At 70.6% G+C, this 23,802-nt stretch carries 22 protein-coding genes; 15 read left to right on the top strand and 7 right to left on the bottom strand.

Annotated features, from left to right (window positions below; all coding sequences use genetic code 11):
* The first annotated feature begins 22 nt into the window (after nt 1–22).
* The 5 genes from ACYVOM_RS01215 to ACYVOM_RS01195 all read left to right on the top strand — a co-directional run bounded on the left by ACYVOM_RS01215 (nt 23) and on the right by ACYVOM_RS01195 (nt 5,483).
* On the top strand, nt 23–1,132 hold the full coding sequence (locus ACYVOM_RS01215) for an ABC transporter ATP-binding protein (RefSeq protein WP_460301298.1): 1,110 nt from the start codon (nt 23–25) through the stop codon (nt 1,130–1,132).
* Nucleotides 1,133–1,136: 4 nt separating this feature from the next.
* On the top strand, nt 1,137–2,348 hold the full coding sequence (locus ACYVOM_RS01210; RefSeq protein WP_460301297.1) for a polyamine ABC transporter substrate-binding protein: 1,212 nt from the start codon (nt 1,137–1,139) through the stop codon (nt 2,346–2,348).
* Between the two features lies 1 nt (nt 2,349).
* A complete protein-coding gene (locus tag ACYVOM_RS01205; protein ID WP_460301296.1) occupies nt 2,350–3,204 on the top strand; it encodes an ABC transporter permease in 855 nt (284 codons plus the stop codon).
* Nucleotides 3,201–3,986, top strand: a complete 786-nt coding sequence (locus ACYVOM_RS01200) for an ABC transporter permease (protein WP_460301295.1) — start codon at nt 3,201–3,203, stop codon at nt 3,984–3,986. The genes ACYVOM_RS01205 and ACYVOM_RS01200 overlap by 4 nt, the downstream gene beginning before the upstream one ends.
* Before the next feature lie 87 nt (nt 3,987–4,073).
* Entirely contained in the window at nt 4,074–5,483 is a 1,410-nt protein-coding gene (locus tag ACYVOM_RS01195) for an NAD(P)/FAD-dependent oxidoreductase (RefSeq protein ID WP_460301294.1), read from the top strand.
* 111 nt (nt 5,484–5,594) lie between these two features.
* Here the strand turns inward: ACYVOM_RS01195 and ACYVOM_RS01190 are convergent, their stop codons facing one another.
* The 3 genes from ACYVOM_RS01190 to ACYVOM_RS01180 all read right to left on the bottom strand — a co-directional run bounded on the left by ACYVOM_RS01190 (nt 5,595) and on the right by ACYVOM_RS01180 (nt 7,955).
* A complete protein-coding gene (locus ACYVOM_RS01190) occupies nt 5,595–6,875 on the bottom strand; it encodes a hypothetical protein (protein WP_460301293.1) in 1,281 nt (426 codons plus the stop codon).
* Nucleotides 6,875–7,309, bottom strand: a complete 435-nt coding sequence (locus ACYVOM_RS01185; RefSeq protein ID WP_460301292.1) for a hypothetical protein — start codon at nt 7,307–7,309, stop codon at nt 6,875–6,877. The genes ACYVOM_RS01190 and ACYVOM_RS01185 overlap by 1 nt, the downstream gene beginning before the upstream one ends.
* A gap of 112 nt (nt 7,310–7,421) precedes the next feature.
* Nucleotides 7,422–7,955: a PH domain-containing protein gene (locus ACYVOM_RS01180; RefSeq protein WP_460301291.1), complete on the bottom strand. Its 534-nt coding sequence runs from the start codon at nt 7,953–7,955 to the stop codon at nt 7,422–7,424.
* A gap of 73 nt (nt 7,956–8,028) precedes the next feature.
* On the opposite strand from ACYVOM_RS01180, the gene ACYVOM_RS01175 reads away from it, so the two are divergent.
* The 3 genes from ACYVOM_RS01175 (at nt 8,029) to ACYVOM_RS01165 (ending at nt 11,475) form a co-directional block, all read left to right on the top strand.
* Nucleotides 8,029–8,487 carry a winged helix-turn-helix domain-containing protein gene (locus ACYVOM_RS01175; RefSeq protein ID WP_460301290.1) on the top strand — a complete coding sequence of 153 codons (459 nt, stop codon included), beginning with the start codon at nt 8,029–8,031 and terminating at the stop codon, nt 8,485–8,487.
* 320 nt (nt 8,488–8,807) lie between these two features.
* The gene (locus ACYVOM_RS01170; protein ID WP_460301289.1) at nt 8,808–11,108 is read left to right on the top strand and encodes a nitrate- and nitrite sensing domain-containing protein; all 2,301 of its coding nucleotides are present in this window, start codon (nt 8,808–8,810) and stop codon (nt 11,106–11,108) included.
* Entirely contained in the window at nt 11,095–11,475 is a 381-nt protein-coding gene (locus ACYVOM_RS01165; protein ID WP_460301288.1) for a DUF742 domain-containing protein, read from the top strand. The genes ACYVOM_RS01170 and ACYVOM_RS01165 overlap by 14 nt, the downstream gene beginning before the upstream one ends.
* Nucleotides 11,476–11,531: 56 nt before the next feature.
* Here ACYVOM_RS01165 and ACYVOM_RS01160 read toward each other — a convergent pair whose 3' ends face one another.
* Nucleotides 11,532–12,551: a polyprenyl synthetase family protein gene (locus tag ACYVOM_RS01160; RefSeq protein ID WP_460301287.1), complete on the bottom strand. Its 1,020-nt coding sequence runs from the start codon at nt 12,549–12,551 to the stop codon at nt 11,532–11,534.
* Between the two features lie 449 nt (nt 12,552–13,000).
* Here ACYVOM_RS01160 and ACYVOM_RS01155 point away from each other — a divergent pair, with 449 nt between their 5' ends.
* The 7 genes from ACYVOM_RS01155 (at nt 13,001) to ACYVOM_RS01125 (ending at nt 20,479) form a co-directional block, all read left to right on the top strand.
* Nucleotides 13,001–14,251, top strand: coding sequence for a cytochrome P450 (locus tag ACYVOM_RS01155; protein WP_460301286.1), 1,251 nt, complete (start codon nt 13,001–13,003; stop codon nt 14,249–14,251).
* A gap of 34 nt (nt 14,252–14,285) precedes the next feature.
* Nucleotides 14,286–15,128 carry a terpene synthase family protein gene (locus ACYVOM_RS01150; protein WP_460301285.1) on the top strand — a complete coding sequence of 281 codons (843 nt, stop codon included), beginning with the start codon at nt 14,286–14,288 and terminating at the stop codon, nt 15,126–15,128.
* Nucleotides 15,125–16,639, top strand: coding sequence for a prenyltransferase/squalene oxidase repeat-containing protein (locus ACYVOM_RS01145; protein ID WP_460301284.1), 1,515 nt, complete (start codon nt 15,125–15,127; stop codon nt 16,637–16,639). The genes ACYVOM_RS01150 and ACYVOM_RS01145 overlap by 4 nt, the downstream gene beginning before the upstream one ends.
* Before the next feature lie 241 nt (nt 16,640–16,880).
* Nucleotides 16,881–19,115 (top strand): sensor histidine kinase, encoded by a 2,235-nt coding sequence (locus ACYVOM_RS01140; protein ID WP_460301283.1) that lies wholly within the window; start codon nt 16,881–16,883, stop codon nt 19,113–19,115.
* Nucleotides 19,115–19,522, top strand: a complete 408-nt coding sequence (locus tag ACYVOM_RS01135; protein ID WP_460301282.1) for a roadblock/LC7 domain-containing protein — start codon at nt 19,115–19,117, stop codon at nt 19,520–19,522. The genes ACYVOM_RS01140 and ACYVOM_RS01135 overlap by 1 nt, the downstream gene beginning before the upstream one ends.
* A complete protein-coding gene (locus ACYVOM_RS01130) occupies nt 19,519–19,908 on the top strand; it encodes a DUF742 domain-containing protein (protein WP_319816947.1) in 390 nt (129 codons plus the stop codon). Before ACYVOM_RS01135 ends, ACYVOM_RS01130 begins: the two co-directional genes overlap by 4 nt.
* A complete protein-coding gene (locus ACYVOM_RS01125) occupies nt 19,889–20,479 on the top strand; it encodes a GTP-binding protein (protein WP_460301281.1) in 591 nt (196 codons plus the stop codon). The genes ACYVOM_RS01130 and ACYVOM_RS01125 overlap by 20 nt, the downstream gene beginning before the upstream one ends.
* On the opposite strand, the gene ACYVOM_RS01120 is transcribed toward ACYVOM_RS01125, so the two are convergent.
* The 3 genes from ACYVOM_RS01120 to ACYVOM_RS01110 all read right to left on the bottom strand — a co-directional run bounded on the left by ACYVOM_RS01120 (nt 20,476) and on the right by ACYVOM_RS01110 (nt 23,785).
* Nucleotides 20,476–21,297, bottom strand: coding sequence for a glutamate ABC transporter substrate-binding protein (locus ACYVOM_RS01120; RefSeq protein WP_460301280.1), 822 nt, complete (start codon nt 21,295–21,297; stop codon nt 20,476–20,478). The genes ACYVOM_RS01125 and ACYVOM_RS01120 overlap by 4 nt on opposite strands.
* A 101-nt stretch (nt 21,298–21,398) precedes the next feature.
* The gene (locus ACYVOM_RS01115) at nt 21,399–22,844 is read right to left on the bottom strand and encodes a hypothetical protein (protein WP_460301279.1); all 1,446 of its coding nucleotides are present in this window, start codon (nt 22,842–22,844) and stop codon (nt 21,399–21,401) included.
* Nucleotides 22,841–23,785, bottom strand: a complete 945-nt coding sequence (locus tag ACYVOM_RS01110) for a PP2C family protein-serine/threonine phosphatase (protein ID WP_460301278.1) — start codon at nt 23,783–23,785, stop codon at nt 22,841–22,843. The genes ACYVOM_RS01115 and ACYVOM_RS01110 overlap by 4 nt, the downstream gene beginning before the upstream one ends.
* Nucleotides 23,786–23,802: the final 17 nt, after the last annotated feature.

The following is a 23,802-nucleotide window of genomic DNA, read 5'->3' as shown; positions in this document are numbered from 1 at the left end:
GGGCCTCCACGCCGCGCACCAGATGACGGAGACCCAGTCCGTTCTCCCCGCCATCGAACTGGTCGGGCTCGTCAAGGAGTTCACCTCGGACGGCGAGATCGTCCAGGCGGTCAAGGGCGTCGACATGCGGATCGGGGAAGGGGAGTTCTTCTCCTTGCTCGGGCCGTCCGGCTGCGGCAAGACGACGACGATGCGGATGATCGCCGGGTTCGACGAGCCGACGTCCGGAGAGGTGCGCCTGCACGGCAAGGACGTGACGGGAGTGCCGCCGAACAAACGCGACGTGAACATGGTGTTCCAGTCGTACGCGCTGTTCCCGCACATGAGCGTCGCCGACAACGTCGCGTTCGGGCTGCGCCGCAAGGGCGTCTCGAAGGCGGAGGCGGCCGGCAAGGTCGGCGAGATGCTGGAGATCGTGGGCCTGGCCGGGCGGGAGAAGCGCCGCCCCGCGGAGCTGTCCGGCGGCCAGCAGCAGCGCGTCGCGCTCGCCCGCGCGCTGGTGAACAATCCGCGCGCGCTCCTGCTCGACGAGCCGCTCGCCGCGCTCGACCTCAAACTGCGCCAGAGCATGCAGGTGGAGCTGAAACGGATCCAGCGCGAGGTCGGCATCACCTTCGTCTTCGTCACCCACGACCAGGGCGAGGCGCTGACGATGTCGGACCGGATCGCGGTCATGAGCGACGGGCGGGTCGAGCAGCTCGGCAGCCCGCGCGACATCTACGAGCACCCGGCGTCGAAGTTCGTCGCCGGCTTCATCGGCACCTCCAACCTGCTGTCCGGCAAGGTCACCGAACTGCGCGACGGCGTCGCCGTCATCGGGGTCGGGGAGGACGAGCGCATCGTCGTCCCCACCGAGGGCGCGGCCGTCGGAGCCGACCTGGAGCTGACGGTCCGGCCCGAGAAGATCGACATGCGCGTCGAGGAGCCCGGCGCCGACGGCAGCAGGCTGCGCGGCACCGTCACCGAAGTCGTCTACCTCGGCACCAGCACCAACTACAACGTCCGCACGTCCACCGGGACGGACGTCGTCGTCTTCACCCAGAACGCCTCAAACGCCAACGACATCGCCGTACGGGGGGACAGCGTCTGGCTGTCGTGGGAACCGCGGCACTCCTACGCGATCGGAGCCTGAAGCAATGAACGAGATCAACCCCCTGCTGCGCCGTGGACTCACCCACCGCCGCGACTTCCTGCGCCTCATGGGCGTCGGCGCCGTCGGCATGGCCGCGGCGGCGTGCGGTGTCGAGGGCCAGGGCGGCAAGCAGAACGTGACGCAGTCCGAGGTCGAGAAGTACTGGGCCGGCAAGACCAAGAGCGGCAAGCTCAAGTGGGCGAACTGGGTCGGCTACATGGAGGACGACCACGCGACGCTCAAGGCGTTCACCAAGGCGACCGGCATCGAGGTGACCTACGACGAGGTCATCAACGAGAACGCCGAGTGGTTCGGCAAGATCGAGGCCCCGCTGCGGGCGAAGCAGTCGATCGGCTACGACCTGATGGTCATGTCGAACGGCATCCAGCTGGAGCAGTGCCGCCAGCTCGGCTACCTCGTGCCGCTGGACCACGCCAAGCTGCCGAACTTCGCGGCGAACGCCGGCGCGTCGTTCAAGAACCCGTCTTACGACCCGGACAACACGTTCACGATCCCCTACACCTCGGGCATCACCGGCATCGCCTACAACACCAAGTACGTCAAGGAGCCCATCACCAAGTGGGCCGACCTCCTCGACCCCAAGTACGAGGGCAAGATCGGCATGATGGGCGACTCCCAGGAGCTCGGCAACGTCGGCATGTTCCTGACCGGCACCGACCCGGAGAAGTCCACCCCCGAGGACTGGGCGAAGGCCGCCGCCAAGCTGCGCGAGCAGCGCCCGCTGGTGCGCAAGTACTACACCCAGGACTACATCGAGGCGGTCACCAAGGGCGACGTGTGGATCACCATGGCGTGGTCCGGCGACGCCTACAGCCTCGCCGGCCCCGAGGTGAAGTTCGTGATCCCCGAAGAGGGCGGCACGATCTGGACCGACAACCTGTGCATCCCGTCGACCGCCGAGAACCCGGTGGACGCGCTGGAGCTCATGAACTGGCTCTACGACCCGCGCGCGAACGCCACGCTGACGGAGTACATCAACTACATCACGCCCGTCCCGGCGGCCAAGGACTTCATCCAGCAGGACGCCGACGCGGCGACCGGCGAGGACAAGGAGACCCTCCAGTCGCTCACCGACAGCCCGCTGGTCTTCCCGACCGCGGCAGACATGGCGAAGCTGCGCCGCTACCGGACCCTCACCCAGGCCGAGAAGGAGCAGTACCAGAGCGTCTTCACTCCGATCCCGCAGGGCTCGTAAGGTGCGGAGGCGTCTCACCCCCTACCTCCTGATCCTGCCGGGAGGCCTCTGGCTGACCGCGTTCTTCGCGGTGCCGATCATCATGATGCTCTCCTTCTCCCTGATGGAGGGCAACCTGATCGACGGCCTGGCCTTCACGTTCCACTGGCAGAACTACACCGAGGGCATCTCGACCTACAGCGACAAGTTCGCGAGGTCCCTCTGGTACGGGCTGCTGGCGACGGCGGGCTGCGTCGCGCTGGCCTACCCGGCGGCCTACTGGATCGCCTTCAAGGCGGGCCGGAACAAGTCGACCTACCTGTTCCTGATGCTGCTGCCGTTCTTCGTGTCGTTCATCCTGCGCACGGTGTCGTGGAAGTTCGTGCTCGCCGACGACGGGATCTTCCTCGGCACGTTCAAGAACTGGGGGCTGCTGCCGGAGGACTTCCACGTCCTCGGCACGACCTTCGCGGTGATCTCGGGCCTGACCTACAACTTCCTGCCGTTCATGGTGCTGCCGATCTACGTGGCGCTGGAGAAGGTCGACGTCCGGCTCCTGGAGGCGGCCAGGGACCTGTACGCCTCGCGCGTCCAGACGTTCCTGCGGGTGGTCCTGCCGCTGTCGCTGCCCGGCGTGTTCGCCGGGGTGGTGATGACCTTCATCCCGGTCACCGCCGACTACGTCAACGCCGACGTGCTCGGCGGCACGGGCAACGTGATGATCGGCAACGTCATCTACACCGAGTACTTCACCAACAGCGACTACCCGATGGCCTCGGCGCTGTCGTTCACGCTGATGGGCGCCCTGCTCGTCGGGATCTTCCTGTACGCCCGGCTGCTCGGCACCAAGGACGTCCTGGAGGCGGCGGGCCGATGAGGATCTTCAAGGGACGCCTCCTCCACCTCTACACGCTGGTCGTGATCGCCTGGCTGATCCTGCCCATCGCGGTCATGATCGCCTTCGGCTTCAACGACACCACGACGAAGCAGAACTTCGTCTGGGAGGGCTTCACGTTCAAGTGGTACGCCCGCCTGTTCGAGAAGCAGGACCTCACCCAGGCGCTGGTCAACTCGCTGCTCATCGCGCTGCTCAGCACGGTGGTCACGACGGTGATCGGCACCATGGTCGGGCTGGCGCTGGGCCGCTTCCGGTTCCGGGGCCAGGGCGCGGCGAACATCGTGCTGTTCGCCGCCATCTCGACGCCCGAACTCGTCATGGGCTCCTCGCTCCTGGCGATGTTCGTGCAGCTGAACACCCCGCGCGGGTTCGTCACCATCCTGCTGGCGCACGTGATGTTCTCGATCGCGTTCGTCGCGGTGACGGTCCGGGCACGGGTGGTCGGCCTCGACCCCTCTCTGGAGGAGGCCGCGGCCGACCTCGGGGCGTCGGGCTGGGAGACCTTCCGGCTCGTGACCCTGCCGATGATCATGCCGGGCGTCATGGCAGGGGCGATGCTCGCCTTCGCCCTGTCCATCGACGACTTCGTGATCACCAATTTCACCAGCGGGTCGACGGTAACGTTCCCGCTGTGGGTATGGAGTTCCACGAGAACGGGGACTCCGCCCCAGGTCAACGTCATGGGCACGTTGATCTTCGCGGTCGGTGTGCTGATCGCGCTCTACAACCTCGTGGCGGCACGCCGACGCAGAACAACCTGAGAAGTGACCCTAGTCGCCGCCGGGGAACGCACCGCCTGAAGAGGGCGGACCCCGGCGGCGGCCCAGGGGACACAGGAGAAGGGAAACGTGAATGCGCTGAAGGCACTGGCGCAAGCAGAGCCGGCTCCTTACTGGCTCGAAGACCCGGCTCGTCCCGAGCCCCATCCCTCGCTGGTGGAGACGACCACCTGCGACCTGGCCGTGATCGGCGGAGGCTACACCGGCCTCTGGACCGCCCTCATGGCCAAGGAGCGCGACCCGTCCCTGGACGTGGTCCTCGTCGAGGCCGACCGCGTGGGCGGCGCCGCCTCAGGGCGCAACGGCGGATTCTGCGCCGCGTCCCTCACCCACGGCCTGTGGAACGGCATGGAGCGCTGGCCGGCGCAGATCGGCGAGCTGGAGCGGCTCGGCAAGGAGAACCTCCAGGGCATCGCCGACGCGGTCACCCGGTACGGCATCGACTGCGACTTCGAGTTCACCGGGGAACTGCACGTCGCCACCGAGGACTGGCAGCTCGCCGACCTCGCCGAGGAGGCCGAGCACGGAGCCCGGCTCGGCCACGACGTGCGCCTGCTCGACCGCGACGCCGTCCGCGCGGAGGTCGACTCGCCCACCTACCTCGGCGGCCTGTGGGACGTCGACGGCGCGGCGATGCTGCACCCCGCGAAGCTCGCCTGGGGCCTGCGGGACGCCTGCGCGGCCCTCGGCGTCCGGATCTTCGAGCGGACCCCCGTCACCGAGATGACAGAGGCGCGCAACGGCGTCTGGCTGCGGACCTCCTACGGAGGGATCCGCGCCGGCCGGGTCGCGCTCGGCACCGGGGTCTTCCCGCCGCTGCTCAAGCGGCTCAAGCACTACGTGGTCCCCGTCTACGACTACGCCCTCATGACCGAGCCGCTGAGCGAGGTTCGGCTGGACTCGCTCGGCTGGCGCAACCGCCAGGGCATCGGCGACTCGGCCAACCAGTTCCACTACTACCGGCTGACGGCCGACAACCGCATCCTGTGGGGCGGCTACGACGCGATCTACCACTTCCGCAACGGGCTGCGCCACGAGCTGGAGTCCCGCCCGGAGACGTTCGCGCGATTGTCGTCGCACTTCTTCCGCACCTACCCGCAGCTGGAGGGGGTCGCCTTCACCCACGCCTGGGGCGGGGTGATCGACACGTGCAGCCGCTTCTGCGCGTTCTACGGCACCGCCATGGGCGGCCGCCTCGCCTACGCGACGGGCTACACCGGCCTCGGCGTCGGCGCGGCCCGGTTCGGCGCGGACGTGATCCTCGACCACCTCGGGGTCGGGCTCGCGCCGGGGGAGCGGACCCCGCGGATGCGGCTCGACATGGTCCGCACCAAGCCGCTGCCGTTCCCGCCCGAGCCTTTCCGGTTCGGCGCGATCCAGCTCACCCGCTGGTCGATCGCCCGCGCGGACGCCAACCAGGGCAGGCGCAACCTGTGGCTGCGCACGCTCGACAAGATCGGTCTCGGCTTCGACTCGTGACCCGGGAGCGGTGACGGCCGGGGACCCGATGGGGTCCCCGGCCGTCATGCTCCCGAAGGCGTGTGCCGATGGCAGGTCTCGAAGGCAGGTCTCGAAGGCAGGTCTCGAAGGTCAGGTCGCGAACAGGAGGAAGAGACCGCCGACGGTGTAGACGACCATGAGGAGCAGCAGAGGAAGCTGCCCGGTCAGCGCGCGGCGGGTGGGCAGGAGCGCGACCGCCTTGTCATGCGCGGCGAAGACGCCCAGCACGTGCCCGGTGACGACGCCTCCCGCGCGGATCACCGCGAGCAGCCAGACGGGCAGCAGCTCGAAGTCCACCGCGAAGTCGCCGACGCCGAGGTAGTCGGCGTTGGTCCCGAAGGGGTCGGACCACAGCAGCACGGCGCTCTGGCCGCTGTAGAACAGCAGCGAGAAGTAGTGCGCGACGAGGTAGCCGACGGCGATCGGGATGAGGGAGTGGGCGAGCGCGCCGGGGGCGTCCCGGCCGATCGGCCGGGTGCACAGCCAGTAGGTCGCCGCGACGAACAGGATCACGGTGAGGAGGCCGAACGTGCTCATCAGGACCGGCGCGACCGGCCCGTCCTGGACCTGGCCCACCCACCACGGTGACCGGGTGAACCCGTCGTAGGCGGTCGAGCCGAGCATCACGCACATGACCGCGACGATGCCGGGCGCCGCGGCCAGCCCGGCCAGTCCGTCGAACGGGTTGCGGAACACGAGCCTGCCGTCGGAGCGGCGGCCGAGAGGGGCCATCCGGCCGATGAAGGCCGAGTAGACCTCGAACGGGTCGGCCTTGTCGAAGAAGCCGGCGCCGAACACCGTGGAGCCGACGATCATGATCGAGGCGTAGACCGCGTACCAGGTGAGCAGCGCCCACCCTTCGACGCGGTCCGGGGCGACGAGCTCCATCCAGGTGAAGGCGAGCAGGCCGAAAGCGGCGGGCCAGTAGCCGACCCACTTGGGCAGTTCGGCCAGCGGCCTGCCCCCGCTGAGCAGCGCGATCCCGCCGTGCACGGCGCGCAGCGGGTTCAGCAGCCGCCACACCGGGCCGAAGGCCAGCGAGAGCGGGACGAGGCCGACCCAGAAGATCACGTAGATCGTCCAGGGCGCCGGGTTGGCGTTGCCGGACGGTCCCAGCGCGGCCACGACCGCGGTGGCGAGCGCGCCGAGCACGCCGATCAGCCGCAGCACGATCCGGGTGGCGCGGGCGTCGGCGAACGCCTGGAGGCCCGCGGGCACCGGGCGTCCGGCCTCGGGGCGGAACTTCGACCTCTGCCAGGTGAGCCCGAGCGCGGCGAAGGAGATCAGGACGGCGAGCGCCGCGCCGACCATGAGGTACTCCAGCGGGATCGGCAGGTCCTGTCGCCCGCCGATCCCGTGGGCGAGGACCATCAGGACACCTGGAGGGTGAACAGCAGCAGGCCGGAGCCGTGGGTCTCGACCTCGAACCGGCCGGTCACGTCGGCGGTGAACTCCAGGGTGCCGGGCACGCCGGCCTTCAGTTCGAGTTCCTTGTCGTAGCCGTGGACGTGCAGTTCGTCGTCGGCGTCGGTGGTGACGGTGAGGCGGATCGCCGTGCCCTTGGCGACCTCGCGGACGGCCGGGCGGGGCGCCACCTTGCTCCCGGTGATGGTGACCGAGATGTCCTCGCCGTCGAACGCGGGGGCTGCGGTGTCCGTCGCCGCGGGCGTGCCGGTGTCCGACGCGGAGGGGGCGACCGCGGCCGGGGAACTCGCGGCGGGGGCGGGGTCCGTCTCGTTGCCGCAGGCGGTCGCGGCGAGGAGGGACAGCGCGAGGACGGGCAGGAGGGCGCGGGCGCGAAGCACGTCGGAACTCCACTGGCTCGGGGGCATGGAACGAGCGCCAGTTTAGGTAAAGGGGGATACCGGTGGGGTAAGGAGACGGCCCAGGGACGCGGGGCGCTCCCGGGGCGCCGGATCAGTCGCCCGCCTCGTCGAGCGACGGGAAGATCATCGATGAGATGTCGAAGTAGAGCTGCTCGGGGTAGGGCATGTAGGTGACTTCGCGGAAAGCCTGGTCGTCGCCCGCGCTCTCCATCACGAAGGTGCCGTAGTCGAGGAACTGGCCCTGGATCGGGCGCTCCAGTTTGATGTCGGTGACCTTCTTCAGCGGGATCATGCCGACCCGCCTGCTGATGAGTCCCTGGATGTACATCAGGCGCCGCTCGGTGACGATGAAGAACTCCACCGACCAGGTGAGCACCCGCCAGAGCAGGCGCCCCACGAGGTAGAGCCAGCCGAACCACACGATGAGGGTGAGGATGCCGCCGCCGAAGTAGCGGCTGAGCACGCCGGCGAGGATGAGCCCGCCGAAGACCTCGGCCACCGGCCGCAGGAGGGCCGCGGGGTGCCGGCGCACCGCGATGACCTGCTCCTCATCGTCCATGAGGTAGTGCCGGATCGTCCTGGACCTTGACTTGTCGCGCACGACCATCACGTCGTTGAAGCCCACGTGTCCAGGATCGCACACGGGAAAGCCGCTGTAACTCTATATACTCGACCAAGTTAGTGTGTAATATCCATTCATGGACGCCATGACTGCCGCCGCGAAAGTGGAGGGCATCCCCGCCGACCAGGGTCAGCTGCTCGGAGTGGTCCCCATGGAGGGCACCGACAGCGCTCTCGTCATAGTCGGTCACATCGTGCCCCTGAACAGGGAGGCCGAAGGGCCGCCCGTTCTCCCCGACGACACCAGGATCGTGCACGACGGGCTCACCGTCGACGAGGTCTCGCGGTCGGCCCACGTGGACGGCCGGAAGATCCCCCTCACCTACCAGGAGTTCGAGCTGCTCGCGCACCTCACGGCGAGCCCCGGCCGGGTGCACTCGCGGGTCCAGCTGCTGCGGGCCGTGTGGGGCTACTCCGAGGCGGGGTCGGTGCGCACGGTCGACGTGCACATCCACCGGCTGCGCGGAAAGCTCGGCCCCTACCGCGACCGCATCGTCACCGTGCGCCGCCTGGGGTACATGTACACGCGTCGCTGACGGAAAAGGCGACCGGGTGCGCGTTAAGACGATCTTCGCGTCCCCTTCGCGCTCGCCGGGCGATCTTCTGTCGCGGCCGGCCGAGGCGGGTGTGCTCTTTTCGTGACATTTTCGCGGCCGTCCGGTTTCGGTCGTCCGATGACGCGGAGTTTTCGTGCGAAAAGTCCGAGTCGATTTGGCCTGGGCGGCTCTCGTCCATCACTGTTAACAAGAGCCTCAAATGTTAACAGGAATCAATGTTGACCCGGCTGCACGTGCAGGGGCACGATGATCCCCAGGGGGCGGTGAGATGACGGCTATCGAAAGATTGCGTAGGTGTCATGGCTTCGCCCAAGCCTCGGACGTTCGGCGTCCGCAGTAGGATCGCCCTGCTTCTGGTCATTCCCGTGCTCTCGCTCATCGTGCTGTGGGCGTTCACCGCACGCGTGACGCTGTCGGACGCGGTCGACACCTACCGCCTCCAGACCGTGTACGACGGCGTCGGCGACCCCGGCAGGGCCCTCGTCACGGCGCTCCAGGACGAGCGCCGCCAGAGCGGCCTGCACCTCGCGGGCGGCCAGGGGATGGGCGGACCGTCCTTCCAGCGGCTGAACACCGCGCGCGCCGCGGTCGACGAGGCCGAGGAGACCTTCCGCGCCAAGGCGCTCAGCGAGGACGTCCGCGACGCCTCGGACGCCGACGCCACCAAGCTCCTCGCCGTGTTCACCCAAGCGCTCGACGCCCTGCCCGAAGTGCGCGCGGGAGTCGACTCGGGCGTCCTGGCGCCCGCCGAGGCGGTGGCCGGGATCAGCCCGATCATCCTCGCGGGCCTGACCGCGGTGAACGACCTGCTCATCTCCGACACGGTCCGGGTCTACGAGAAGTCCGAGGCGCTGGTCTCCTTCTCGTGGGCGCGGGAGTTCATCCTCCGCGAGGACGCCCTGGTCGCGCCGATCGCGGCCGGCAAGTCCGGCAGGATGACGGTGCCGCAGAGCCAGGACTTCGGCATCTGGTTCATGGGCCACACCCAGATGACCCAGATGTCCATCGGCCGCCTCGGCGCCGACCTCCAGCCGCACGGCCTGGCCATCACGGAGGACCCGAGCTACAAGCAGCTCATGGGCCTTGAGATCGCCGTCCAGAAGGCCGTGGGGGCTCCGAAGCTGCCCAAGGCCGTCCTCCAGGGCTGGGAGCCCACCGTGACGGCTCTGATGGCCGTCTGGGACCCGCAGATGGAGGCCGCGTCGGGCAAGCTGCGCGCCGAGGCCGACGAGATCACCGAGGGCGTCTACTTCCGGCTGTGGCTCGCCGGCGGCCTCGGGCTGCTGGCCGTCATCCTGTCGATCGTGCTGAGCCTCCTGCTCAGCCGCGGCCTCGCCCGCGACATCAAGGGCCTGCAGGCCTCCGCCCGCGAACTCGCCGAGCACCGGCTGCCCTGGGTCGTCAGCAGGCTGCGCCGCGGCGAGAAGGTCGACCTGTCGGCCGAGCTGCCGCCACCCGGCTCCGAGAGCCGCACCACCGAGGTCGCCGCGGTCGGCGAGGCGCTCGGCATGGTCCGGCGCACCGCCCTCGAGGCGGCGATCGGCGAGGCGCACCTGCGCGACGGCATCAGCCGGGTCTTCCTGAACCTCGCCTGGCGCAGCCAGTCGCTCCTGCACCGCCAACTGCGCATGCTCGACGCGCTGGAGCGGCGCGCGCCCGACCCCGACACCCTGAACGACCTGTTCCAGCTCGACCACCTCACCACCCGCATGCGGCGGCACGCCGAAGGCCTCATCATCCTCTCGGGGGCCGCGCCCGCGCGGGCGTGGAGCCGTCCCGTCCACTTCTCCGACGTGCTGCGCGGCGCGGTCGCCGAGGTCGAGGACTACACGCGCGTCGAGGTCTCCTGCAACGCGCCGGTCGCGCTGGCCGGCGCCGCGGTCACCGACGTCATCCACCTGCTGGCCGAGCTGATCGAGAACGGCACCGCCTACTCGCCGCCGCCCACCGAGGTGCTGGTGCACGGCGAGGCGGTAGGCAACGGCTTCGCCGTCGAGATCGTCGACCGGGGCGTGGGCCTGACGCCGGAGGAGTTCGCCGAGCTCAACCGGCGCCTGATCGAGGTGCCCGACTTCGACCTCGCCGACAGCGACAGGCTCGGCCTGTTCGTCGTCTCGCGGCTCGCCGCGCGGCACGGCATCCGGGTGACGGTCCAGCCGTCGGCCTACGGGGGCGTCACCGCGATCGTGCTCATCCCGCACCGCCTCGTGGTGCCGGAGTCGCAGATCAACGACCGGCTGCCCTCGGGCCAGATGCCCGCGCTGGAGCAGGCCGCGGTGCCGGGCGAGGCGCCCCGCACCGGCCTGAACGGCAGGTACGCGCCTGGAAGGTTCACCGCCGAGTTCACGCCGGGTGCGCCGGCTTCCCCGGTCGCCCCGGAGAACACCGCGCCGCGGCGCTCGGACTTCCCCGAGCCGCCCGCCGCGCCGGGGATCGGCCGCGGCCTCTTCCCCGAGCCGCCGCCCGCGGAGCCGATGACGAACGGCCAGGTCGTGCCGCCGCGTCCGGCGCGCGGGACGGGCCGCGGTGACGATCTGCCGCGCCGGACGCGGCGCAAGCCGGGCCGGGGCGGACCGGAGGCCGGCGATGGCGAGGTTTGACGAACGCTGGGTCGACGACGACGCGGGGCCCGTGGTGCGGTCCTACGCGTTCACCCGGGGCCGCACCCGGCCCCGGGGCGCGACCCCCCTGGACGTGGTGACCCTGCTGCGGGCCACAGGCCGCGAACCGCCGTGGGGGAGCAGGCTCTCGCGGGAGGACACCCGACTGCTCGCGCTCTGCCGGGCCCCCTCGGTGCTGGCCGACCTCGCGTCCGACCTCGGCCTGCCCCTGGGCGTCGTGAAAGTGCTGGCGGGGGAGCTCATCCATCTCGGGCTGCTGGAAGTGGCGCGTCGACCGGGCCCGGTCCGTCCGCACACCGACCGCGCCCTGCTCCAGAGCGTCCTCGACGGCCTGCGCGCCCTCTGACCGGCGCGGCCGCGCGGCGCGGATCGAGCTCGGGCCAGGCTCGGATCGGTCTTTCTTCAGGCGCGGCGGCGCACGACGTACTCGGCGACGGCGCGCAGGCCGGGGGCCGACTCCGTGCCGATCTCCTCGATGAGCGCCAGGGCCGCGGTGAACTCCCGTTCTGCAAGGTCCTCGGTGAAGCGCCGCCCGCCCGCCTTCTCGATGAGCTCGGCGGCGCGAACGGCCCGCGCGTCATCGTCCGGGCGGCCGGCCAGCAGGTCGGCGAGGTCGTCCGCGCCGGTGGTCAGCGCGGCGACGACCGGGAGGCTCTTCTTGCCCTGCCGCAGGTCGTTGTGGACGGCCTTGCCCGTGACAGCCGGATCGCCCCAGATGCCCAGCACGTCGTCGACGGCCTGGAAGGCGAGCCCCAGGTGGCGGCCCATTCGGTCCATGAGGCCGGCGCCCGAGGTGTCCCCGCCGCCCAGGAGCCAACCGACCGATGCGGCGCAGCCGAGCAGGGACGCGGTCTTCCCCATCGCCATCGCGGTGTACTCCTCGACGGTGACGGCCTGGGGCCCGGACCAGGGGCGGTCTTCGAACGCGGTGTCGGCGGCCTGCCCGTTGACGAGTTCCACGAGGACCCCGGTCAGGCGCGTGACGGCCGCGGCGTCGCCGGTTCGGGCGAGGGTGTCGAGGGCGAGCGCGAGCAGGCCGTCGCCCGCGAGCACGGCGGCGCCGATCCCGTAGGCCTTCCACGCGGTCTGCCGGTGTCTGCGCAGCTCGTCGCCGTCCATGATGTCGTCGTGCACGAGTGAGAAGGCGTGCACGAACTCCACGGCGACGGCGCCGGGCGCGGCGTCCTCGGGGCGGCCGCCCGCGGCGGTCGCGGCGAGCCCGGCGAGGGCGGGCCGGACGCCCTTGCCGCCGTCGCCGTCACGCGGAGTGCCGTCCGCCTCGCGCCAGCCGAAGGTGAATCCGGAGACCTGCCGGGGTCCCGGATGCAGTCTGTCGGCCGCGTCCTGCATGGCGGGGCGCATCCACCGGCGGGTGTCCGCGAGGATCCCGGCGACTCCGGGTACGAGCGTCTGCTGGGTCATCACGCGGCCCTTTCCTACGACTTGCCATGACGCCGGATTTTCCAGCGTGCCAAACAACGATCATCGAATGAAACCATTTCTTGGTTTCATTGTTGTAAGTATCTTTCGATGATCGCGTGGTCGCGGAGAGTCATTCCGATAAATGATGGTCGCAGAGAGTTGATCATGCATCACGTGGTGTATTCAGATGTGTGGGAGGTCACAGGAACATGTCCGACTTGTCAGGTTGAAGGTGGCTTGATCCGCCCTGTGGATCATGAAACACTCCGGACTTGTCGGGTTCATCCTGGTCTGGTCTGCTCCGGGGTAGGGCTGACAGCCGCTCAGGAAAGAGGCACCGAAGAATGGCTCTGGATACCGCACTGAGTCCAGCTCGGGAAGCGCGAAAGCTGCCCGTCTACCGTGACATTCCAAGCTTTCTCCGCGACCCTCTGGGGACCTTCGAGGAATTGGGCAGGCAGGCGGCCGGCGACATCGTCAAGCTCGACGCCAAGGTCCTCAGCCCCTACCTGGTGACCAAGCCCGAGCACCTCCAGCACATCCTGCGCGCCAACCAGAGCAACTACGCCCGCGGCGGCATGTTCTACGCGCCCCTGAAAGCCCTTTTCGGCGACGGCATCCTCGGCCAGAACGAGGAGGCCTGGATGCACAGTCGCCGGATCATCCAGCCGATGTTCGCCGCCCGGCACATCAAGCAGATCCAGTCCGACATCACCGGCTTCATCAACGAGGGCCTCGACCCCATTGAAGAGGCGGCCCGCACCGGCGCCCCCGTCGACGCCCTTGACCTGATGGCCTCCATCGTCACCAAGGCGATCGTCGGCGTCATCTTCGGCCAGCGGATCAGCCGCGAGCAGGTGGACGACCTCGCCGAGGCCACCAACGCGATCATCCCGTCGATGATTCCGCGCGTGGTCACCCCGTTCCTGCCCGGCTGGGTCCCGCGGCCGAAGGACAAGGCGTTCAACGACGCCATCAAGACCTTCGACAAGCACATGTACGCCGTCGCCGAGGCCACGCCCGAAGAGGGCGACGACGACCTCCTGACGCTCCTGCTCGGCGCTCCCGACCCGCACGGCCTGCCCGCCTCGCCCAAGTGGCTGCGCGACAACTTCTCCGGCGTGTACGGCGCGGCCAGCGAGACCACGGTCTCGGCGATGGTGTGGGCGATGCCGATCCTGTGGGAGAACCCCGAGGTTTACGCGAAGCTGTGCGCCGAGGTGGACGAGGTCGTCGGATCCGACCGGGTCACGCCCGAGCACCTGCCGAAGCTCGTCTACACCAAGCAGGTCATCGACGAACTCCTGCGCTACATGCCCGTCGGCTGGCTGTTCAGCCGGATCGCGCTGGGCGAGGACGTGATCGAGGGCACCCGCATCCCCAAGGGCGCCGACATCCTGATCAGCCCGTACCTCACCCAGCGCAGCCCGCTGTTCTGGGACCGGCCCGAGGAGTTCGATCCCGAGCGGTTCGCGCCCGGCGCCCCGGCCCCGCACCGCTACGCCTACTTCCCGTTCGGCGGGGGAGCGCACATCTGCATCGGCAACCACCTGTTCGCCGTGGAGGCGCTGGCGCTGCTCGCCGGGTTCGTCAGCCGCTTCCGGCTCACCTCGGTGACGCCGGAGCAGCCGACCCCGGTGGTCGGCGCGACCCTGCGGCCGCTGGAACGCGTGATGATGACCGTCAGGCCGGCCCGCTGACCGGCGGACCGGCCACGAAGCACGAGGACGTGCGGTGAACGACCTGCTCGACGCCCGGGGCTGCGGCATCGCCGCCGCCGTCTCGGGCCAGGCCCAGCGGCGGATGCGCGGGTGGGCCGCGAAGTACCCGGGCCTCTACGACAAGCCCGAGTTCGACCCCGCCCTCTACGGCACGCTCGCCCAGGCCGCCGCGTTCGCCGGCCCCTGGTACGGGGCCGACCAGCTCGACGCGGCCAACAAGACCTGCCTGTGGGCGTTCGGCCTCGACTGGCTGGTCGACTACCAGGCCAAGTCCGAGGACGAGGTGGCCGGGCTGATCGCCCGCGTCAAGGCGGTCGCCGCCGCCGAGGCGGGGCCGGACGACGAGCTGACCGCGTTCCTCGCCGAACTGCGCGACGACCTGCCCGACGACCCGGCCCTCCGCGCGATCTGGCGGGACGAGCTGCACGTCATGCTCGACGGCATGGCGCTGGAGTGGCGCTGGAAGTCCGAAGGGCCGCGCCCGGACCTCGACGGCTACCTCGCCAACGCCGACAACCTCGGCTTCTCCTTCGTCTTCTTCGCGCACTGGATCGCCAACGGGGCCACCGGGGACTTCCCGGCGCTGCGCGACGCGAGCCGGGTCGTCCAGCGCGTCATCCGGCTGCTGAACGACCTCGGCACCTACGAGCGCGACCTCAAGTGGGGCGACCTCAACGCGCTGCTGCTGCCCGGCACCGACAAGACCGCCGTCGAGGAGCGCATCGAGGAGCTGATGGCCGAAGCCCGCCGCCTGCTCGCGCCGCTGCCGCCCGAGCACGGCGGCTACATGCGCCGCCAGATGGAGTTCTGCTCGGGCTTCTACGGCATCACCGACTACTGGGGGGCCGAGCTGTGAGCGGCCTCGACGCGCGGGCCCAGGAGCTCGTCGACGGCCTGCTCGCCCAGCCCTGGGGCCGGTCCTCGCCGTCGGTCTACGAGACCGGCAGGCTCGTCGCGCTGACGCCCTGGCTCACCGGGCACGAGGCGCGCCTCGCCTACCTCCTGGAGGCTCAGCGGCCCGACGGGGGCTGGGGGCCGGAGGACGGGCCCGGCTACCGCATCGTGCAGACGCTCAGTGCCGTGGACGCGCTCCTGTCCGCCGGAGGCGCGCGGGAGACCCGGGCCGCGGAGCGCGGGCTGGTGTTCGCGCGCGCCCTCCTCACCGAGCTGCCTCCGCTGCCCGACATGCCGGCGATCGAACTGATCTCCGCGTCGCTCATCAGGGCGGTCAACGCCCGGCGGCCGGACGCGCTGCCCGCGCCCGCCGCGCTGGACGACGGCGCGCTCGACCTGGTGCGCGGCCTCGCCGAGAGCGGGGAGCCGCTGCCGGTCAAACTGCTGCACGCGCTGGAGGTCCTCGGCCCCGGCGCGGTCCGGCTGGCCACCGCCCCGGTGGAGGTGACCGGCACCGTCGGGGCCGCGCCCGCGGCGACCGCGGCGTGGCTCGGCCCGGTCGAGCCTCCCGCGCACGACCCGGCGCGCAGGTTCCTGGAGACCGCCGCCCGCCAGTACGGCGGGCCCGTCGCGCCGGGACTGCCCCTCACCGTCTTCGAGCGCGGCTGGGTGCTCGTCGCGCTCGCCCGCGCGGGCCTGTCGTTCGCCGTCCACCCCGAACTGGTGCTCAGCCTCGCCGGGCCGATGGGCGAGCACGGCGCCGCCTGCGCCGCGGGCCTGCCGACGGACGCCGACACGACCTCCGGCGCGCTGTACGCGCTCGCCCTGGTCGGCAGCCCGATCCCGCCGGACGCGCTGCTCGGCTACGCGACCGAGACGCATTTCTGCACGTGGCCCGGCGAGCAGGGCAGGTCGGTGACGACCAACGCGCACGTCCTAGAGGCCGTCGGCCATGCCCTCGCGCACCGCGCCGGTTCCCGGTACGCCGACCCCCGCTACGGGGAGGCTGCCGCCAAGGCCGCCGCGTTCCTGCGCGAGACCCAGCGCCCCGAGGGCTTCTGGGACGACCGCTGGCACGTCTCCCCGTACTACGCGACGATGTCCGCGGCACTCGCCCTCGCCGAGTACGGCGGCCCGGAGAGCGCCGGGACCGTCGCCAAGGCGGTCTCCTGGGTGCGCGCCACCCGGCGGGCCGAGGGAGGCTGGGGAGTCTGGGGCGCGACCGCGGAGGAGACCGCGATGGCCCTCCACATCCTGCTCCTCGCCGACCCCGAGACGGGCCCCGGAGACACCGACGCGGCCGCCGGCGCGGCGTACCTCGCGAAGGCGGGCGCCGACCACCCCGCGCTGTGGCACGACAAGGACCTCTACCTCCCGGAGGCGATCGTCGAGGCGACCGTGCTGGCCGCGCGACGCCTCGCCGAGCGCGTCCTCGGGCCGTCGCGACGCCTGGACGACGTGTTGGTCACGTAGAAGCATCCTCATACTCCGGAACGCATTTCTGCGACTTATCTGGAAGATGCTGTGATGTTGTCGTTTACTGCGATGCTCCCCTACTGGGGTTGCTATCGTGTCTGACCGTCGATCGGAATCGGTACCGCACATCCAGGGCCGTGTTGATTCGACTTTGTTAACGGGACGTCGGGCTGAGTTCGGCGCTCCCCCTGTCTATGTGCGATGGAGCGGCTGTAATATGCGCCTCCGCAATTCTCGGGTGCGGACCAAAATCACGGCACTGCTGCTCTCGCTCGCCGCGCTGTGGGTCTTCGCCGCATGGGTCACCCTGCGTGAAGGCGTCAACCTGCTCTGGGTCCAGCAGATGGACCAGCGGATCTCGACGCCCGGTGACGTCCTCGTCATCAAGCTCCAGGAGGAGCGCCGGCTGTCGATGATCTACGCGGGCCAGCGCACCCCGGCGAACCTCAAGGCCGTCAAGGACAAGCGGGCGGAGACCGACGCCGCGGCGGTCGAGTACCGGCGCCTCGCCGACTCGACCACGGTGCGCCTGGCCGCCTCCGACAGGCTCGAAGACAGGATCGACGCGTCCTTCACGGCGCTGACGAGCCTGGAGCAGGCCCGCCAGTGGTTCGACAGCCCCAGCGACCAGTACGTCGGACACGGCAGCAAGCTGTACACCGACGCGGTCACCACGATGTTCCGCGTGTACGACGGCATGGCGACCCTCGACGACGACGACTTCGCCGCCAACACCCGCACGCTGGTGAGCGTCAACCGGGCCCGCGAGCTGTTCTCGCAGGAGGACGCGCTGGTGTCCAAGGTCCTGTCGAGCGGCAGGTTCACCCTGGAGGAGTACAACGACTTCCTGAAGCTGGTCGGCGCGCAGGACCACGCCTACGCCGAGGTCGCCCAGAACCTGGCCGAGCCCTTCCCCAAGGCCGCGGAGGAGATCAACGCGAGCCCTGAGCGCCAGCAGGCGACCACCCTGGAGACGCAGCTCGTCAACCTGCAGAACCCGAAGAAGCCGATCCGCGTCGTCACCCTCGCCGAGTGGAGCACGGCCTCGGAGGCCTGGTTCAACAAGACCTACGCGATCATGCGCGGCGGCGGTGACGAGCTCGTCAGCGACTCGGTGCCGATCGCCACGGGCGTCATCATCCGCCTGATCCTCGCCGGTGGTCTGGGCTTCCTCGCGGTCGTCGCGTCCGTCGTCCTGTCGGTCACCACGGCGCGGCACCTGGTGCAGCAGCTGGAGCGGCTGAAGGAGGCGGCGAACGAGCTCGCCGAGGTCCGGCTGCCCAGCGTCGTCGAGCGGCTCGGCCACGGCGAGACCCTCGACGTCCAGGCCGAGGCGCCGCCGCTGGAGTTCGGTGACGACGACATCGGCCAGGTGGGCCAGGCGTTCAACCTCGTGCAGGAGACCGCGGTCCGCACCGCCGTGGAGCAGGCCGAGCTGCGCCGCGGCATCCGTGACATCCTCCTGTCGCTGGCCCGCCGCACCCAGGCCCTCGTGCACCGGCAGCTGACCCTGCTGGACGTCATGGAGCGGCGCGAGATCGACACCGAGGAACTCGAGGACCTCTTCAAGATCGACCACCTCGCGACCCGTATGCGGCGCAACGCCGAGAACCTGATCATCCTTTCCGGCGCGACCCCGGCGCGCGGCTGGCGCCGTCCGGTGCCCATGGTGGACGTGGTCCGCTCCGCGGTCTCCGAGGTCGAGGACTACACGCGCGTCACCGTGATGCCGATCGACGAGGTCCACCTCGTCGGCCGGGCCGTCGCCGACATCGCGCACCTGCTCGCCGAGCTCATCGAGAACGCGGTGTCGTTCTCGCCGCCCTACACCTACGCGCAGATCTCCGGCCACATGGTGGCGTCGGGCTACGCGATCGAGGTCGAGGACCGCGGGCTCGGCATGTCGGACGAGAACCTCGAACTGATCAACCAGCGGATCGCCGACCCCCCGGAGTTCAACCTCTCCAGCTCGGTCCAACTCGGCCTCTACGTGGTCGGCAAGCTCGCCGAGCGGTACGGCATCCAGGTGATGCTCAAGCGTTCGCCCTACAAGGGCACGACCGCGGTGGTCATCATTCCGCGGGAACTCATCGAGGAAGGAGAGACCGGCGCGCCGTCGAAGCCTCTGACGGTCGTCGGGGCGTCCATGCCGGAGAGCACAGACTCGCCGAGCCGGAACGGGGAGCTGTTCACCGCCCCCGCCCTGGTTCCCCCGCCCGCGCCCGTGGAGGCGCCGTCGGCCAACGCGCCTCAGGCGGCCGAGGAGCCGCCGCAGTCCCCGACGACGCTGTCGGGTCTGCCGGTGCGGGTTCCGCAGGCCAGCCTCGCCTCCCAGTTGCGGGACGAGCCCGCCGAGACTTCCGTCGAAGACGATCCAGGCCGTTCGCCCGAGGAGATCCGAAGGATCGTGGGCGCGTTCCAGAGCGGCACACTGCGCGGCAGGGCCGCCTCCGTTGAGAGTGAGACCGAGTGATGCAGAAGACCGGAGCCGGCGCCGATCTGGCGTGGCTGTTGGACGACCTGGTCAAGCGGGTCAACGAGGCCGAGCACGCCATCGTGCTCTCGGCCGACGGCCTGCTCATGGCCCAGTCGCACGGAATCGGCCGCGACGACGCCGAGCACCTTTCGGCGGTGTCCGCGGGAATCCAGAGCCTTGCCAAGGGCGCGGGCGAGAGGTTCGGCGGCGGCGCGGTGCGCCAGACCATCGTGGAGATGAGGTCGGCGTTCCTCCTCGTCACCGTGGCCGGTCAGGGCGCCTGCCTGGCCGTGCTGAGCACCGAGGACGCGGACGTCGGCCTCATCGCCTACGAGATGGCGATGATGGTCACCAAGCTCGGCCACCATCTCTCCACCCCGGCGCGGGTGACGGAGTCGGCGTGAGCTATCCGCCGGAGGGCCAGGATCCCGACCGCTGGACCGACGACGGCGCCGGTCCCCTCGTCAGGCCGTACGTGATGACCGGCGGACGGCTTCAGCCCGTCCGCGGCACCTTCGACCTGATCACCCTGGTGGAGGCGACGGGACCCGTCCCGGCGCATGTGATCGGGCTCGGGCCCGAGCACCTGGCGATCCTCCGCCTAGCTCAGACGATGATGTCGGTGGCGGAGCTGACAGCGCACCTCGACCTCCCCTCGGGGACGGTCCGGGTGCTGCTGGGCGACCTTCTCGACAAGGGTCACGTCACCGTCCAGGAACCCACACCGGAGATCGACATGCAGGACCTCAGGATGTACCAGGCGGTGATCGATGGCCTCCGCGCCCTCTAGCGCTCCGGGAACACGCCGCCGGATGCCGACCGCGATCAAGATCCTCGTCGCGGGCGGTTTCGGTGCGGGCAAGACGACCCTCGTCGGCACGGTCTCGGAGACCAAACCGCTGCGCACCGAGGAGATCCTGACCGACCGCGGTGTCGGCGTCGACCACATCGACGGCGTCGAGGAGAAGAAGACGACGACCGTCGCGATGGACTTCGGCCGGATCACCTTCGGCGAGGAGTTCGTGCTCTACCTGTTCGGCACGCCCGGGCAGGAGCGGTTCTGGTTCATGTGGGACGAGGTCGCCCTCGGCGCCCTCGGCGCGGTCGTGCTCGCCGACACCCGTCGGCTGGCCGACTGCTTCCCGGCGATCGACTACTTCGAGCGCCGCGGCACCCCCTTCATCGTCGCCGTCAACTGCTTCGAGGGCGCCCAGCGCTACGAGGTGGCGGACGTCAAGCAGGCGCTCCAGATCCCCCCGGAGATCCCGATCCTGCTCTGCGACGCCCGCTCCAAGGAGTCCTCCAAGGAGGTCCTCATCACCCTGGTGCAGCACGCGATGCGCCAGCGGGCGGCCCGCTAGCTGCACCCCTCGAACTGCGGGACATGCCCGGTGGTCTCCAGCCCGGTCGGCTGGAACCACCGGGTCAGCAGTTTCTCGGCGGTCCCGTCCTGGTACATCTTGGTCAGGGCGCGGTTGACCGCCTCGCATCCGCCGATGTCGTCCTTGTGGATGCCGATGCCGTACTTCTCGTCGGTGAACTTGGCGTTGACCAGGCGGAACGCCTCGGGCCTGCGGAGGGCGAAGCCGGCGAGGATGACGTCGTCGGTGGTGAGCGCGTCGAGTTCGCCGGCCTCCAGCATCTCCACGCACTGGCCGTAGGTGGTGGCGGACACCAGCCTCGCCTTGATCCCGAGCTCCACGGTGACGCGCTGCCAGGAGATGGAGCCGCTCGTCTTGCACAGCCGCTTGCCGCGCAGGTCGTGCACGCTGTGGATGTCGGCGTCGTCCTCGCGGACCATGATGTCCTGGTGGCCGATGATGTACGGCCCGGCGAAGTTGACGTCGAGGCGCCGGTCGGGCGTGATCGAGTACGAGGCGACCACGAGGTCGACCTTCCGCTCGCGCAGGAGCCGTTCGCGGTCGCCCGAGGTGATCGACACGAAGTCGGGCTCGGCGCCCAGGTAGTTCGCGACATACCGGGCGACGTCCACGTCGAAGCCCTCGAATCCGCCGTCGGCGGTCTGCTGGCCGATGCCCGGCTGGTCGAACTTCACCCCGATCCGCAGGGTCTTCTTGCCCTCGATGCCCTTGAGCCCCTCTTCGGCGCACCCGCCGGCGCCGAGCGCGAGCGCGCCCGCCAGCACCGCCGCGAGCAGGCGGCGCGGCCCGCTTCCCATGGTCCGTGGTCCTCTCCTCCGGCCGCGCCGGACGCTGGATGACGTTCGTGTCGGACGCCCCTGCGGGGCCCCCTGGCGGGGTGACTCACAGCGGGGCGCGCTCACCGGAACTCCGCGAGGCGGGGCCGGACGCCGAGCAGGACCAGCGCGAGGACGACGAGGGCCGCCGCGGGCAGGCCGGTGTTCCAGTCTTCGAGGTCCTCCTCGCCCTGCGCGATGCCGTCGCCGAACGCGGCCTTGCCCGCGCCGACGAGCTTGGAGAGTTCCAGGTCGTAGGCGTCGTAGGTGCCTACGGCGCTTCCGGTGCGCAGCACGATCGCCTGCCTGGTCCTGCCCGCGCCGACGAGGTCGCGCAGGGCCCGGTCGGACTTCTGGAAGGCCCGGTAGCGCACCAGGACGGGGTCGGAGGCGTCGGCGTCCTGGAGGAAGCCGCCCTTGACCGGGGCCTTGGCGATCGCCGCGTAGTAGGCCTCCAGGTTGCCGGCCGGGACGTAGGCGATGGTCTGGGACGTGTCGAAGTACACCTGCTCGTAGGTCTCGGCCCGGTCGGGGTCGAGCAGCCAGCGGAGCTGGTCGGCCGCGGCGGTGCTGCTGATCGCGCGGGTCCGGGTGTAGGTCAGGGCGTGGTCGAACCCCTCCTCCTTGGCCTCGCGCAGGTGGGCCGAGGAGCGGGCGAGCGAGGCCAGCGCGAGGCCGGACAGCGCGAGGACGGCGGCGGTGGCCAGCGCCAGCGGCGGGTTCACGGTCCGCCGGAACCGGCGCGAGAGGCCGATCTGGAGGGCCGCGAGCAGGGCGAGCAGGACGGCGGCGGCGACGCCGACGCGGATGAGGGCGTCGGTGGCGCGGGCCGTCTCCGAGACGTAGGTGCGCCGGACGATCGCGGCGCTCTCCAGCGTCAGGTTGTAGGCCTGCGGCAGCAGTTCGGTGTGCATGAGGTCGGTGGCCCGCCGGTAGACGGCGAGGACCTCGCGGGGCGGCGGTCCGGCGGCGTGCCTGGTCCGCTCGTCGAGCACGATCGCGCGGGCGGCGAGCCGCTCGTACTCGCCGAGGCCGTTGAGCACGGACTGGACGGTCTTGACCCCCTGCTCGTCCTGGCTCGTGATCTCGAAGGTCTCCAGGAGGGCCTTGCCCGCCTCCTTGCGTCGCTGCTCGTAGATCGCCAGCGACACGTCCCTGCCCTGGCCGAGGGTGTGCTCGCGGCCGACGAGCAGGACCCCGGCGAGCTGCGCGTCCATGCCGCTGAGCGCCAGGTACAGGTCGCCGGTCTTGACGGCCTGGGGTCCGGCGCCGCGCCCGACGACCCGCAGTCCCTCGCGGGCTTCGGCCACGCCCGCGTGGATCGCCCAGAACAGCGCGGCGACCCCGACGGCGACCGCGGCGGTCCACAGCCAGAGGCGGGCCGGGACGGTGCGGGGCGCGCGCAGCCTGCCGCGCCGCCGGGGCAGGCCCAGGCGCCCGGCGGCCTCGGCGGGCAGGGCCCGCGCGCCCGGGGACGCCGCGGTCGTCTCCGCCCGCGGCGGCGCTCCTGCGGCCCTCGGCGCGGTCACAGGTCGAGTCCGCCCGCCTCGACGGGGACGACGGCGACGGTGATGTTGTCGTGGCCGCCGCCGTGCAGCGCGGTCCTGACGAGTTCGCGGGCGACCGACAGCGGGGTGCGCCGTTTCCCGCGCGGTCCGGTGAGCGGCCCGGAGACGGGGTCGGCGAGCGGGTCGGCGACGGCGGCGGCCATGGCGATCGGCGAGGCCATGTAGTTCCACAGGCCGTCGGTGCAGACGATGAGGGCGCCGGGGACCTCGGGCTCGTAGACCAGGACGTGCACGTCGATCTCGCGGGCGTCGGCGCCCATCCAGCCGACGAGCATGTGCGCGCGGCGGTCGGCGTAGGCCTCCTCCTCGGACATCATCCCGTGCGAGATCACGTATTCGGCCCAGGAGTCGTCCTCGGTGAGCAGTTCGTCGCCGGTCGCGCCCACCCAGTAGGCGCGGCTGTCGCCGATCCAGCCGAGGGTGATGACGTCGCGGTCGCCGGACCTCCCGGTGACCGCGGAGATGTAGGTGCAGGCGGGGGCGGAGGTCCGCTCGGCGGTGAGGGCGGCGACGGCCTTGGCGGCGGCCAGGGCCGCGGTGCGGGTCGCGTCGCGGGGGTCGGCGCCGGCTTCCAGTTCTGCGGTGAGGACGGCGAGGCCGGTCTCCACCGCGGCGCGGGAGGCCTCCTCGGGTCGGGGCGAGGCCGAGACGCCGTCGGCGAGGACCGTGACGATCCCGGCAGGGGTGCGCGCGAGGGCCATGCCGTCCTGGTTGGTGGGGTGCCGCAGCCCGCGGTCGGTGACCGCGGCCGCGTCGTGGCCGAGGTCGATCTCCGCGTGGTCGGTCGGTGAGCGCCGGGACTCGCCGCCCTCGGCTCCGTCCCGCCCGTCGAGGCGGTGGCCGCAGGCCTCACAGAACACATCACCGGGCAGGACCGTTGCGGAGCAGATCGGGCAGTGCATGTCGTTCCGTTCGCTGG

It is taken from the genome of Actinocorallia aurea (assembly GCF_054783995.1).
Note: the sequence above shows the minus strand (reverse complement) of the source record. Positions and strands in the feature narration are given on the sequence as shown.